We start from the raw sequence: 12,791 nt of genomic DNA on the forward strand, positions 1-12,791 counted from the left end.
ACCTGCTAGCAGCTTTGTGCCGGCCCGGCTACATTTGGGTTCGCAATATATTACATTATTTTGTGTGTTTTTCAATACGAGGTGACTCACTGTAATCAACCGGTTACTCTTAACCTGCCGCAAGGCAACCAGCATGAAAATGACTATTCCTAAATCCTTTTTGTTGATCCTGTTGCTCTTGTCCGGCGTGCTTGCATTTGCACAAAACACAAAGAAAGCTGCGGAACTTTGGCTGACCAATCTGGACCAGTCCGTACTATTTGCGAGGCAAGCTGCACCAATCCGCTTTTCGGCCGGGAATGCATCGGGAAAGGTGATCAAAGTGGACGATCGTGAGACTTACCAGACGATCGACGGATTTGGTTTTACATTGACAGGCGGGAGCGCGTCCCACCTGATGGCGATGAGCAAGCCGGCACGCGCTGCATTGCTCCGGGAGCTTTTCGCTGTAAATGGCAATAACATCGGCATTTCATACCTCCGCCTCAGCATTGGTGCGTCAGATCTTAATGAGACGATTTTTTCATACAATGATCTACCGGCAGGTGAGACGGATCCTGAGATGAAGCGTTTTGATCTTGGTCAGGATAAAAAGGATGTGATACCGATGTTAAAAGAGATCCTGGCGATTAATCCTGCAATCAAAATCATGGGATCGCCCTGGTCGCCGCCGGTTTGGATGAAGGATAATGGAGACACGCGCGGCGGGAGCCTTAAACCTGATTCGTATCCGGCTTACGCCAGATACCTGGTCCGTTATGTACAGGAAATGAAAAAGGAAGGTATACGAATCGACGCGATCACCGTGCAGAATGAACCGCTGCATCCGGGTAACAATCCCAGCTTGCTAATGCTGGCGAAGGATCAGGCCGTATTTGTAAAAAATCACTTGGGACCAGCTTTCAGAAATGCAAAAATTGACACGAAGATCATTATCTACGATCATAACGCCGACAAGCCCGAGTATCCGATCTCTATTCTGAATGACCAGGAAGCGCGGAAGTATATTGACGGTTCTGCTTTCCATTTGTACGGAGGTAAGATCGATGCGCTTTCCGAAGTGCACAATGCGCACCCGGACAAGAACCTGTATTTCACGGAACAATGGATGAGCGCACCCGGCAATTTTGCGCAGGATTTTCCAGATCATATCACCAAGCTGACCATCGGCGCTACCCGCAACTGGGCGCGTACTGTGCTGGAATGGAACCTGTCGAGCAATCCGCAAAACCGTCCGTTCACAGACCGCGGCGGCTGCGACCGTTGTTTGGGCGGGATTACCACTGATGGGGATAAAGTCATTCGTAACCCGGCTTATTACGTGGTGGCACATGCTTCAAAGTTCGTACGGCCAGGTTCTGTGCGCATTGCTTCCAATATGGATGCGCAGCTCCCGAATGTTGCTTTTAAAACACCCGATGGGAAAAGAGTACTGATCGTCTTCAATAGCAGCGACGACCAGCAGGCTTTTCAGATCCAGGATGGGAATGCGTTTGCCTCTGCTGTGTTGAAGGCAGGCTCGGTCGGCACATTCGTGTGGTAGGAGAACTACGGAAAGATCTTATTAAGCGGCTATTTCAGGATTTTGTGTAAGCGGCGGCAACGTTTTCAGCGGGCAGCGTGTCTGTCAATTGATCTCGTAAACAGCTAGCTATGAAAAATTCTTTCCGCCTTCTCTCTCTCGTGTTGATCTGCCTCGCCTGCGTTGAGCCGAACGACAATGCGCCCAATGGCGTGCCTTTCGATGGTACGGGCTACAAACCCATTTATGCGACTGCGGACGAAGCTGCGAAGGTTCAGGTAGCTGCCGCACAGCCGCTCGTCCAGCCTGGCAAGATCTACCTTTTCGATCCCTATATTTTTGTAAATGAAACAGGGAAGGGCATTCACATTATTGATAATAAAGATCCCAAAAATCCGAAAAACCTTTCCTTTATCTCCATTACCGGCAACTATGATATTGCTGTAAAGGGAAATTGGCTGTATGCTGATAACCTGTCAAACCTGCTCGTTTTCGACATATCCGATCCGCTTTCACCGAAACTGGTGAAGACGATCAATGATGCCATTTCGGTCAATAATTTCCCGCCCTACCAGAATGTTTACTTTGAATGCGCCGACAGCAAAAAAGGCGTTGTAGCAGGCTGGGAAAAGGTCCCGATGACAACGCAGCCTAAATGCTTCAGATAACACTTCCTCTTTCAGATAAAAACTCTTTTTACATCTTGCCATGAAAAAATTAATGCCTTTTCTATTTCTGGGACTTGCCTTGCTGGGGCTTTGCATGATCCTGACAGCCTGCAATGATGGCGAAAGCAGCGTTAGTCCGCAAACCGGCACGGGCGGTTCAATGGCGCGTTTTGCAATTACCGGCAATACGCTGTACATCGTTTCCAAGCAATCTCTGGAAGTGTACGACATCACAAAAGGCGAGGCGCCTGTCAGGACGGTGCGTAAAGAAATGAATGTGGGGATTGAGACGATTTTCCCTTACAAAAACAACCTCTTCATCGGCGCCAATGACGGTATGTACATTTATAATAATGCCAATCCCGTCAGTCCGGTGTTGCTGACCAAGTATACGCACATACAATCCTGCGACCCGGTCGTGGTTCAGGACAAATACGCCTATGTGACATTGAGAAGCGGCGTTGCTTGCCGCCGGGGAAATACATTGAGCTCATTAGATGTGATAGATGTTTCTGTCCCATCCAATCCTACGCTGGTACATTCGCAGGTGATGGCCTCACCTTACGGGCTTGGTGTGTCGGGCAACAAGTTGTTTGTGTGCGAAGGAAGCAATGGACTCCGCGTCATGGATATATCAGATCCCGCGCTTCCTGTCGACAAATATAATTTCAGCGACGTTCCCGCTTATGACGTGATCGTCAGACCAAATCACCTGATCGTGACCGGCGAAAAAGGGCTGTACCAATACAAGTTCGGGAATTCGGATGAATATGAACTACTCAGTAAAATCCCGGTACTATGAAGAATATAGCTTTAATAGCACTGTTTTTGCTGATCGGTATCACATTAAGCCACGCGCAGATTAACGCGGAAAATGCAGCTAACCACGTGATCATCAAGTATTCGCCTGCCGCGATGTTCGACAGTGATAATACGATTCAGTTTGGGGTTGAAGTCCCGCTCGGAAAGAGCGGGGTCAGCTTGCAGCAGGACCTTGGATACGGACATTCGAGCTTCAATCTCTGGTACTATGAAGTGACCACAGTTCCTGATAAATCAACTTACAAAAGCCGCACGCAGCTTCGCTACTACTATTTCAGCAAGCAGCGTGTGAGAGGCTATTTCGCGGGCGAGTTTATGTACAAAAGGGTAGTGTACCGTCAAAATCAATGGGTAGGAATGGATTGTTCAGGCTCGGGCGGCTGTAATTATTCTGAAAACAAGGATGTGAAAATAGGCAGGACTGCGGCTGCGGGACATGCCCGATTGGGCTGGCAGTTCTATTTCCCCAGCCGGATGACGCTGGATCTGTTTACGGGATTCGGTCTGAGGAATATCAATGTGAAGACACTTACACCGGGATTGAAAAATGCTAGAGTGCAGTCTCCGCGAGAAATGTGGTCTGAAACAACACCAGGCACGCACTATGTTGTGCCGAGCCTGGTGCTGGGTTTTCATTTGGGCGTTGTGCTGGGCAAGATCCGCCAGGAAGGCGAGTAACTCAGCTTCCGGTATTAGCCTTTTTCTTATCAGCGTACTTTTTCTCGGCGGTTTTCGCTTTTTCAAAGTCTAGTACAACACCGTTGATGCAGTAGCGCAAACCGGTTGGCGGCGGCCCGTCGTCGAAAACGTGACCTAAATGCGACTTGCAACGGCCACACATTACTTCGGTCCTGCGCATTCCGTGGCTGTTATCCTGCGCCTCAATGATTGATTTTTTATTGATCGGTTCAAAGAAGCTGGGCCAGCCGCAGCCGCTCTCATATTTGGCGTCGCTTTTGAAAAGTGCATTCCCGCAAACTGCGCAGTAAAACGTCCCGATCTCTTTCGAATGCTCGTACTCGCTGGTAAATGGCCTTTCGGTACCTTTCAGTCGCGCTACTTCATATACCTCCGGAGAAAGGATCTTCTGCCAGTCCTGGTTGCTTTTGTTCACCGGAGCGGCATCAGAGCGGGAATATTCAGGAGCCTTTTTCTGATCAGCAGGCTTTGAAGCCGACTGCCCGTAACAGTTCTGAAGCATGAGCATCAGCACGGCAGAGGCGGCAAGTGTTACTATATATTTCATGTTGCTGATTAATGGTTTGTTTCTTTCATATATACGATAAATGATCGGATATAGTTGTGATCAAGCCATTGTTTGGGAAGTTTCTTTTATACCTGGTGCAGCGCTGACAATTGATCGGCTTGCTCAATGTCACTGGTTGCGACGGGAATCCGAAGGTAGAATTTAGTCCCGGCTCCCGGCGAGCTGGCAAAGGAGATCTTGCCGTGGATTGCGTCTGCATACTTTTTAGCCAGCACCAAACCCAGGCCGCCGGATCGGGAGGTATTCCTGAATTTGTTTTCCCAGCTTTCTATAATCGCCTGCTGGGCATTCTTGCTGATTCCAGGGCCATTGTCTGCAACACAAAATTCATGAAAAGTATCTATCCCCGAATAAGAAAGCGTGATCGTGCTGTTTTTGCCTGAATACTTTACTGCATTGTTAATGAAGTTCCTGATCACCACAGAGAAGAGGTTAGGCTCGGAATAAACAGTCAGGTGTTCAGGTATCTCGGAGTTAAGACTGATCCCTTTTTCCTTTGCAATGCCGCTGTACACCCGGAATGTTTCATCAATGGCGTCGCTGACCTTGAAATCCTGCCGGGCCACATCCGATCCCGGTTCAATGTTCCCGTTGGTTATAGCCAGCAGGTTCAGGAGCAGATTCTGCGTATTTACAACAGAATGGCTGAGTTCGGCTTCCAGCATCTTGCGCTCATCCTGGCTCAGTTCGTAGCTGCCCAGTATTTCCAGATATTTTTTCAGCGAGATCAATGGCGTTTGATAATCATGTGAAATTACCGAGATCAGCCTCGCCTTCTCCTCGTGCAGCTCGTCCAGAAGCATTGCGCGTTGTTCCGCCTTTTCCCTTTCCGCGCGGTAGCTGCCGATGATGTAGCCAAGCGTAATCAAAATCACGACGACACTGACTATATAAGTGGAACCAATGTCAATAAACCGCTGCTCGGTATTGGCATAACCTGCTACTACAAACTCCGGATGCAGGTACTCAGTTACAAGCAGTCCGCCTACGATAACAATGTTCGCAACAGTCAGGACAAGGTATTGTTTCCTGGGGCCGATCGTCAGCGACAAAAAGTACACGAGACCGAAAGACAGGAGCGTTGACCCTGATATTCCCGCACCAATGCGGTAAGAGGCTATAAAAAAGATATAGATCACTGTCATGTACAGGTTGAACGAGAGCGTGGTGCGCTCCCGGAACCTGGACAGGTAGTAGAGGAAAATCTGGAAGGGGATAAGTACAGCGGTGATAGCCGCCTCTGCGATCAGGCCGGTGAAGAGGCTGAATGCAAATACGTACAGCATTACCAGCGTTGTGGCCGTACATGCAAAATGGTAAATCCTGCTTTGAAGTGAAAACAGGTCACTATCACCTTGCAGGTACTGCCAGTATTTGGATATAAATCTGTGAATCTTGTTGATCAAAGCATTGCATTTAAACAAAGAAATTCACGTTGAAAGGAGGTGAAAAATAGCGGGTTGAAGTGTTTCCCTTCAATCAGATAAATGCGCCGATATCACGCACACCGAGCATTCTTGCACTGGTAAAGCCTTCCCCAAAATTGACACCCACCGCGTGTCCCATTTCACGCGCACGTGCAATGATAAATTCCAGGAACTCAGGAGTGGAAATGTAACTCTGCGGCTCGCCTTCAATCTGATAATCAGGTATGTGAAACTGGCTTTTGAAAGCACGCACAGCTTCTATTTTGCGATCGTGGAAGTCGGTGATATCCACAACAAAGTCAGGCTTGATATACCTGTCCTGAACAGAATGGAACACTTGTCTGGGGCGCCACGCTTCCTGCTCGTTTCCATTGTCGTCATATGTTTTCACCATTCTCAGGCCTGAGTAAAAGCAGGCGTCTGCGACCAGTTTGGCTCCGCGGCCATGATCAGGATGCCGGTCGTCGATCGCATTGGTGATCACAATGTCGGGCTGGTACTTTCGGATAAATGGAATGATCGCTTTCTGATGCGCTTCGTCGTTTGTGAAAAAACCGTCAGCCAATCCCACATTCTCCCGCACAGCTACGCCCAGTATCGCTGCTGCATCTTTACCTTCCTGAATGCGGCCTTCGGGCGTTCCCCTCGTTCCAAGCTCACCTCTTGTAAGATCAATGATCCCGACCTTTTTGCCGAGGGCCATTTGAGACAATAAAGTCCCGGCACAGCACAGCTCAACGTCGTCCGGATGAGCTGTGATGGCGAGTATATCAAGTTTCATGTTTTTGATTATTTAATGCGAAGCTTTTGTCCGATGCGCAGCGTAGAGCGGCTGGACATGCGGTTGCGGCGGGCAATGGAAGAAACGCTCACTCCATATCGTTCCGCAATAGCGCCCAGCGTGTCGCCCGGGCGTACTTTGTGTAATACAGACCGGCTGTAAGCAGCAGGTGCCGCGTCGCCGGATTCAAATTCGCTTCTGTTGGATTTGCCTCTTAAATGGTTCCAAACCGAGCTGGTCAGCAGGAAATGGTCTGATTTGATGGTCTTATTGTCCCAGTCAAAAATATGTCTCGGGTCAAATGGATTTCCTTCGTAACGGTTTTCATAGTGCAGGTGGGAGCCGGAGCTTCTTCCCGTATTTCCGCCTAACCCGATCACTTCACCAGCCTTGACAATCTGGCCTGATTCCACCATTTGTTTGGAAAGGTGACCATACAAAGTTTCAAGTCCGTTGTAGTGCCGCACAACAATGAAGCGGCCGTAGCCCGATCCGTCCCAGGCAACAATCCTGACCATCCCGTCATAAGTACTTCTTACCGTATCACCGGTTTCCAGGTCCAGGTCGGTACCATTGTGCCAGCGGCCCCAGCGGTAGCTGAAATTGGAAGTAGTAGGGGTTCTTTCCATCGGCGTGCTCCATTTGCGGTTCAGCGCCTCGTTGTATAGTGTCAGATCAACCGGCTCGTCGAATTCAAGGGGATTCAGTCCGTAGGGGTTGATTGTTCGCGCATCCCAGATCACGTAGTATTCTGCTGCTTTTACCCATTCATCACCTACCTGCAAGGAATCCACCACTTCCACAACCTCAGTCTCGCCTTCGTCAATGGTAGTGGTATCTTCGTTTACAACAGGATTAAGGGGTTTTACGGGCTCAAACTGGTTCTGAAATTTCAGGTTTGAGGTTTCCACCTGGTATTCATCTTCGGGCTGGGGAACGGTAGCCTTGGTGGTTGGTCCTTCGTTGGCGTTGTTTCCGGACTGGTTAATCTTCGGGTTTCTTCTGAATTTACCTCGCTCTTGCGCTTGCGTGTTCCATGAAATCAAACACACCATCATCAGCAAACTTACAATAAGCTTTACTTTCATATTTAAAATGGGTCAGACTACATATAAGCGGAGAGCTCCTATGTAGTCTGACTAAATTTTAGGGGTTGGGCAAAAATTAAGCTGTTGTTTCTTCGATAATCTCTTCCACTTCTCTCTCCATCAAAAAACGCTCTGCGTCCAAAGCCGCCATACATCCCGTTCCTGCTGCTGTAATCGCCTGTCTGTACACATTATCCTGTGCATCTCCGCAGGCAAATACACCTTTAATATTGGTGCAGGCACTTCCTTTTACAGTTTGAATGTAGCCGGTTTCGTCCATGTGCAGATATCCTTTGAAAATATCCGTGTTAGGTTTGTGGCCGATTGCTACAAAGAAACCGGTTACGTCGAGAAGTTGCTCCTCGCCGGTCTTATTATTTTTTACCAAAACAGATTCAAGTCCTTCGTCTCCATTCAGCTTCACAGTCTCTGTGTTCCACAGCACTTCGATATTTGGAAGCATTTCAACGCGTTTCTGCATGATTTTGGAAGCGCGCATTTCATCGCGGCGTACCAGCAGGTATACTTTGCGGCAAAGTTTTGCAAGATAGCTTGCCTCTTCCGCAGCCGTATCGCCGGCACCTACTACTACCACATCCTGGCCCCTGAAAAAGAAACCGTCGCAAACCGCGCAGGCAGATACCCCGCGGCCATTCAGCCTGTCTTCTCCTTCAATGCCCAGCCACTTCGCCGAAGCGCCTGTGGACACAATCACCGCGTCGGCAATGATTTCGTGTTTGTTATCAATGATCACCTTGTGCGGGTAGGAAGTAAAATCAACTTCCGTCGCCATTCCGTAGCGGATATTAGTTCCGAAACGTTTGGCTTGTTTTTCAAAATTGATCATCATTTCGGGGCCGGTAATTCCGTCGGGATACCCGGGATAATTATCAACTTCCGTAGTAATGGTAAGCTGGCCGCCTGGTTGGGCGCCTTGGTATAGTACAGGATTCAATCCTGCTCTGGATGCATATATAGCGGCAGTATATCCGGCAGGGCCGGAGCCGATAATTAGGCAGGAAACTTTCTCAGATGACATGGGTGACAATAACTAGCGTATACAAAAAAACGTTACAAAATCTATTCAGGATTTCACTTGAAAAAATAAGTGTGTGGAATTGAAAAGGCCTTTGCAGCACTCGTATAGTACAACATCGACAGATCAACAAAAGTGCGAAATTTAGCCCCGTAATGCAAGCTGTCAGAGAATGCGCCACTCAATGCGCCTGTTTTTCTGGCGGTTCGCTTCCGTATCATTTGCCGCTACCGGCTTTGTTTCCCCATAACCTTTTGACAAAATCCGGGGCTGTGCAATACCCGATTTGTGCAAATACTGCTGCACAGATTGCGCGCGCCGGCGCGACAATTCCATGTTTTCGCTGTCCGAACCTACATCGTCGGTGTGCCCTGAAATCTCGATTTTTACATCTTTGTTCCGGGTCAGGAAGTCTGCCATCTTGTCGAGCTCCACTTTTGATTTTTCATCCAGCTCGTATCTGCCAGTCTGGAAAAAGATGTTATTCAGGATCTCCGCCCGGTCTTTTTCTATTGCCTCCAGAGGAATTTGCAGGTCAACAAAAGATACTGAGTCGCTGACCGAGAAAGACAGACTTTTAAACAGGTACCCCGGTTTTGAAACATAAAATGCATACTCTCCTCCTTTGTTAAGCACAGCCAGGAAAGAGCCCGTACGGGCATCGGAAGTGAATGCGCCCACTTTCTCCTGCGTTTTGAGATCGAAAAGATCGATATCAGAAGCGACCGGCTGGCCCGTTTTCTTGTCGGTAACCCTGCCTTTGGCATACCTTGTAGGTACGATCATATTTTGCAGCGACTCAGGCAGGTCGAATGTATAGATGAGCGAGCGGCCTTTTCCCTTATCGGAACTGTCGTCGGTATAATAAGCGCTCTTTCCGTCGGAAGCAATGAAAAGCCCGACCTGATCTGCAACAGTATTAATGGGATACCCGAGGTTATTCGGCGCCGCCCAGATCGTGTCTGTTTTTTGAGAAATGAAAATATCGAAACCGCCCATTCCGGCTAAGCCGTCGGATGCAAAAAAGAGGGTCCGGCCATTTGCGTGAATGAATGGCGCGTTTTCATCATCGGGCGTATTGATAGCCGGTCCGAGGTTTTTCGGGGCGCTCCACTGCTTTTTATCATTTAATGTGGTAACCCAGATATCCCTTTTCCCGATTCCTTCCTTTCGTTCGGAAGCAAAATACAGGGTGTGTCCGTCAGCGGAAAGTGATGGCTGTGATTCCCAGTCGCGGGTATTCACCTGCTCGCCGAGGTTCACGGGGGTAGTCCAGTCTTTTCCCTCCTTATGTGATATGTATAAATCGCAGCTTCCATAGCCTTCGGGTCGGTTGCAGGCTGTAAAAACGAGGGTACGACCGTCAGCTGAAACACTGCACGTTCCTTCATTATTAATGGTATTGATTGCGGGTGAAATATCTTCTGGAACATCCCAGCCACTTGCGTCGCTGCCTTTTTTGCGGTTTGTTACGTAGATATTTTCATCGCGCTCCTCGGTGAGCCCCGTAAAAATCAACGTTTCATTATCGGCTGTCAAAACGGGGAAGTACTGTGTCCTGAGGAAATTGACAGTATCGCCCATTGATTTCTTCTGGATAGCCAGCGGCTTTTTGATCGCTTCTGCGGCAAATTTGGACGAGACGATCGACTTCTCGGCCAGCCTGAACAAGCTGGATTTTGGCGGAAAAAGCTTGATCGCTTTTTCGAAATAAAACTGCGCCGAATCGTAACGCTCAGCCTGGAAATGGTACCTGCCCAGCCACTGAAATCCCGGCCCTGATTGCGGCGCGTCGGGTTTCAGCCGGGTAGCAAGCGTGTAATGCTTGCGGGTAAGATCGGCATTGCGCTGCAACTCGTAGATCTGCGCGAGCCTTAAATGGGTGTCGTAACTTTGGGGAGTTTCCTGAAGTACTTTTTCAAACAGTATAATGGCCTCGCCGAGCTGGCGCTGCTGCCACGCTTTTTGCGCCTTTTCATAATTTTCTCGTCCTTTCCGGGATAGGGTAGCCTCCTGTGCCACCACTTTGAACGATCCTGAAAAACTTAGAATAACAATTAAAAAGACGGCCCAGCGCATTACGGAATGTTCATAAACTTGTGAGTTTGTAACGACATTTTCCATTTGGGATTGTCTTTGATATAGTCAATCATCAAAGGCAGCATGATATCGTGCTTACTCCATTCCGGCTGCATCAGCAATGTGCAGTTTTCGTTGACCAGCGCGGCGTGCTCTTCTGCGAAATCGAAATCACTTTTGTTGTAAATGATCGCTTTTAGCTCGTTGGCATTCTTGTAAATATCAGGGTGCGGGGTCTTGAATTTTTTAGGTGAAAAACAAACCCAGTCCCAATGCCCCGAGAACGGGTAAACGCCCGAAGTTTCGATGTTCGTCTTAAATCCTGCTTCCTGCAATGCGCTGGTAAGTGCATCCAGGTTATACATCAAAGGTTCGCCGCCGGTAATCACGGCCAGGCGGCCGGGATATTGCAAAGCGCCTTCCACAATGGAATCGATCGGGTACTTGGGATGCGCATTTGCGTCCCAGGATTCTTTCACATCGCACCAGTGACAGCCTACTTCGCACCCGCCGAGGCGGATAAAATAAGCGGCCCGCCCACTGTGCTGCCCCTCGCCCTGTAAAGTATAAAACGCTTCCATCACCGGAAGTGCTTTTGTGTAGATTGGTAAAGTTTCGGTTAACATGCCGCAAAGATACGAAAATCGAAATTGCCGATTTCCATAATCACTCGGCGCGGCATTCGTCCGCCTGATCTTTGCCCGACCGTAGATTTAGTCACATATTTGCAGGATGGATACTGTACCAATTCACCAGCAGGAAGTTATTTGCGCGTTGGCGACCCCCTCAGGAGTAGGGGCAATTGCCGTGATCAGGGTCTCGGGAGAAGGCTCTATTTCCATTGTTAACAGCATATTTAAAGGCAAGAACCTGGAAAAGGCAGACAGCCACACAGTCCATTTCGGGACCATTTCAGACGGGATCGAGGTTATCGACGAGGTGCTGGTCACTGTCTTCAAAACACCGCGTTCATTTACAAAAGAGGATTCGGTGGAAATTTCCTGTCACGGATCTGATTACATTATCAGACAGATTCTCAAAGTACTTATATCTAAAGGTGCCCGCATTGCCAAGCCGGGCGAATTCACGCAGCGTGCATTTCTGAATGGGCAGTTTGACCTGGTACAGGCAGAAGCTGTGGCTGATCTGATCGCCGCAGATTCGCAGTCCAGTCACAAAACGGCGCTGAACCAGTTGCGCGGCGGTTTTTCCAAAAAGCTTACTTCATTAAGGTCAGAGCTGATCCATTTTGCTTCGATGATCGAACTTGAACTCGATTTCGGCGAAGAGGATGTTGAGTTTGCCCAGCGTGACGATTTAAAAAGACTGATCGACTCGCTGCAAGAGACTATTGCGCCATTGATCGAATCATTTGATGCGGGTAACGCGATCAAGGAAGGAGTGCCGGTCGCGATTATCGGCTCGCCGAATGTAGGGAAGTCTACGCTGCTGAATGCGCTGCTCAATGAAGAAAAGGCGATTGTGACCAGCATTGCCGGCACAACGCGCGACGTGATAGAGGATACCATGATCCTTGGTGGAATCAAGTTCCGGTTTATTGATACAGCCGGCATCCGCGAAACAGTTGATCTAGTGGAGTCGATCGGCATAGAGCGCTCCAAAGCTGCGATGGCGAAGGCGGATATCGTGATATTCCTTTTTGACAGTGAAGAAACTTACAACGATATCAAGGTACTTGCAGAATCGCTGCCGAAAGACAAGCAGGTGTTGTTTGTTTTGAACAAAATTGACACTGATAATGGCCAAAATGTGCGTCTGCATGCATTGGACGATGATCTTATCCCTATTTCCGCCCAAATGCAGAGCGGCCTGGCGGCATTGACCACGAAGCTCATTTCGCTGGTCCACAAACAATCCGCCGCCGACACAGTAGTTACCAACTTGCGGCACTACGAACATCTTGTAAAAACATTCGACTCACTCACGGACGTAGTTAACGGATTATCACTAGGCGTCACCGGCGACTTCCTGGCGCAAGATATCCGCCTGGCGCTCCATCACCTGGGAGAGATTACGGGAACGATTGTGACGGATGACCTGCTTGAAAATATTTTCAGGAAATTTTGCATTGGCAAGTAGA

At 48.8% G+C, this 12,791-nt stretch carries 12 protein-coding genes; 5 read left to right on the forward strand and 7 right to left on the reverse strand.

Going from position 1 to position 12,791, the window contains the following annotated elements; translation table 11 throughout:
* The first annotated feature begins 139 nt into the window (after positions 1–139).
* The 4 genes from AC1XTG_RS07700 to AC1XTG_RS07715 all read left to right on the forward strand — a co-directional run bounded on the left by AC1XTG_RS07700 (position 140) and on the right by AC1XTG_RS07715 (position 3,690).
* Entirely contained in the window at positions 140–1,543 is a 1,404-nt protein-coding gene (locus tag AC1XTG_RS07700) for a glycoside hydrolase family 30 protein (protein WP_484841551.1), read from the forward strand.
* A 110-nt stretch (positions 1,544–1,653) separates the two neighbouring features.
* Positions 1,654–2,190, forward strand: coding sequence for an LVIVD repeat-containing protein (locus AC1XTG_RS07705; protein ID WP_484841552.1), 537 nt, complete (start codon positions 1,654–1,656; stop codon positions 2,188–2,190).
* Positions 2,191–2,230: 40 nt separating this feature from the next.
* Positions 2,231–2,992, forward strand: a complete 762-nt coding sequence (locus AC1XTG_RS07710) for an LVIVD repeat-containing protein (protein WP_484841553.1) — start codon at positions 2,231–2,233, stop codon at positions 2,990–2,992.
* Positions 2,989–3,690, forward strand: a complete 702-nt coding sequence (locus AC1XTG_RS07715) for a hypothetical protein (RefSeq protein ID WP_484841554.1) — start codon at positions 2,989–2,991, stop codon at positions 3,688–3,690. Before AC1XTG_RS07710 ends, AC1XTG_RS07715 begins: the two co-directional genes overlap by 4 nt.
* A 1-nt stretch (position 3,691) precedes the next feature.
* Here the strand turns inward: AC1XTG_RS07715 and msrB are convergent, their stop codons facing one another.
* The 7 genes from msrB to AC1XTG_RS07750 form a co-directional block, all read right to left on the reverse strand.
* A complete protein-coding gene (msrB, locus tag AC1XTG_RS07720) occupies positions 3,692–4,258 on the reverse strand; it encodes a peptide-methionine (R)-S-oxide reductase MsrB (RefSeq protein ID WP_056290318.1) in 567 nt (188 codons plus the stop codon).
* 86 nt (positions 4,259–4,344) lie between these two features.
* Positions 4,345–5,685: a sensor histidine kinase gene (locus tag AC1XTG_RS07725; protein ID WP_157474885.1), complete on the reverse strand. Its 1,341-nt coding sequence runs from the start codon at positions 5,683–5,685 to the stop codon at positions 4,345–4,347.
* 73 nt (positions 5,686–5,758) lie between these two features.
* Positions 5,759–6,487, reverse strand: coding sequence for a bacillithiol biosynthesis deacetylase BshB1 (gene bshB1 / locus AC1XTG_RS07730; protein WP_056290312.1), 729 nt, complete (start codon positions 6,485–6,487; stop codon positions 5,759–5,761).
* An 8-nt stretch (positions 6,488–6,495) separates the two neighbouring features.
* Complete coding sequence (locus AC1XTG_RS07735; RefSeq protein WP_056290309.1) at positions 6,496–7,575, reverse strand: M23 family metallopeptidase; 1,080 nt, start codon at positions 7,573–7,575, stop codon at positions 6,496–6,498.
* A 76-nt stretch (positions 7,576–7,651) separates the two neighbouring features.
* Positions 7,652–8,614, reverse strand: a complete 963-nt coding sequence (gene trxB, locus AC1XTG_RS07740; RefSeq protein ID WP_484841555.1) for a thioredoxin-disulfide reductase — start codon at positions 8,612–8,614, stop codon at positions 7,652–7,654.
* Between the two features lie 162 nt (positions 8,615–8,776).
* Entirely contained in the window at positions 8,777–10,735 is a 1,959-nt protein-coding gene (locus AC1XTG_RS07745) for an OmpA family protein (protein ID WP_229238772.1), read from the reverse strand.
* Complete coding sequence (locus tag AC1XTG_RS07750) at positions 10,690–11,316, reverse strand: 7-carboxy-7-deazaguanine synthase QueE (protein ID WP_056290301.1); 627 nt, start codon at positions 11,314–11,316, stop codon at positions 10,690–10,692. The genes AC1XTG_RS07745 and AC1XTG_RS07750 overlap by 46 nt, the downstream gene beginning before the upstream one ends.
* 106 nt (positions 11,317–11,422) lie before the next feature.
* On the opposite strand from AC1XTG_RS07750, the gene mnmE reads away from it, so the two are divergent.
* On the forward strand, positions 11,423–12,790 hold the full coding sequence (gene mnmE, locus AC1XTG_RS07755; RefSeq protein WP_056290298.1) for a tRNA uridine-5-carboxymethylaminomethyl(34) synthesis GTPase MnmE: 1,368 nt from the start codon (positions 11,423–11,425) through the stop codon (positions 12,788–12,790).
* Position 12,791: the final 1 nt, after the last annotated feature.

This window comes from Dyadobacter sp. HNCC25DJ183 (genome assembly GCF_056895175.1).

Excerpts from the sequence above, each read along its gene's own strand:
- AC1XTG_RS07700 (WP_484841551.1), top strand. The coding sequence starts at position 140 with ATGACTATTCCTAAATCCTTTTTGTTGATCCTGTTGCTCTTGTCCGGC.
- AC1XTG_RS07705 (WP_484841552.1), top strand. The coding sequence starts at position 1,654 with ATGAAAAATTCTTTCCGCCTTCTCTCTCTCGTGTTGATCTGCCTCGCC.
- AC1XTG_RS07710 (WP_484841553.1), top strand. The coding sequence starts at position 2,231 with ATGAAAAAATTAATGCCTTTTCTATTTCTGGGACTTGCCTTGCTGGGG.
- AC1XTG_RS07715 (WP_484841554.1), top strand. The coding sequence starts at position 2,989 with ATGAAGAATATAGCTTTAATAGCACTGTTTTTGCTGATCGGTATCACA.
- msrB (WP_056290318.1), bottom strand. The coding sequence starts at position 4,258 with ATGAAATATATAGTAACACTTGCCGCCTCTGCCGTGCTGATGCTCATG.
- bshB1 (WP_056290312.1), bottom strand. The coding sequence starts at position 6,487 with ATGAAACTTGATATACTCGCCATCACAGCTCATCCGGACGACGTTGAG.
- AC1XTG_RS07735 (WP_056290309.1), bottom strand. The coding sequence starts at position 7,575 with ATGAAAGTAAAGCTTATTGTAAGTTTGCTGATGATGGTGTGTTTGATT.
- trxB (WP_484841555.1), bottom strand. The coding sequence starts at position 8,614 with ATGTCATCTGAGAAAGTTTCCTGCCTAATTATCGGCTCCGGCCCTGCC.
- AC1XTG_RS07745 (WP_229238772.1), bottom strand. The coding sequence starts at position 10,735 with ATGGAAAATGTCGTTACAAACTCACAAGTTTATGAACATTCCGTAATG.
- AC1XTG_RS07750 (WP_056290301.1), bottom strand. The coding sequence starts at position 11,316 with ATGTTAACCGAAACTTTACCAATCTACACAAAAGCACTTCCGGTGATG.
- mnmE (WP_056290298.1), top strand. The coding sequence starts at position 11,423 with ATGGATACTGTACCAATTCACCAGCAGGAAGTTATTTGCGCGTTGGCG.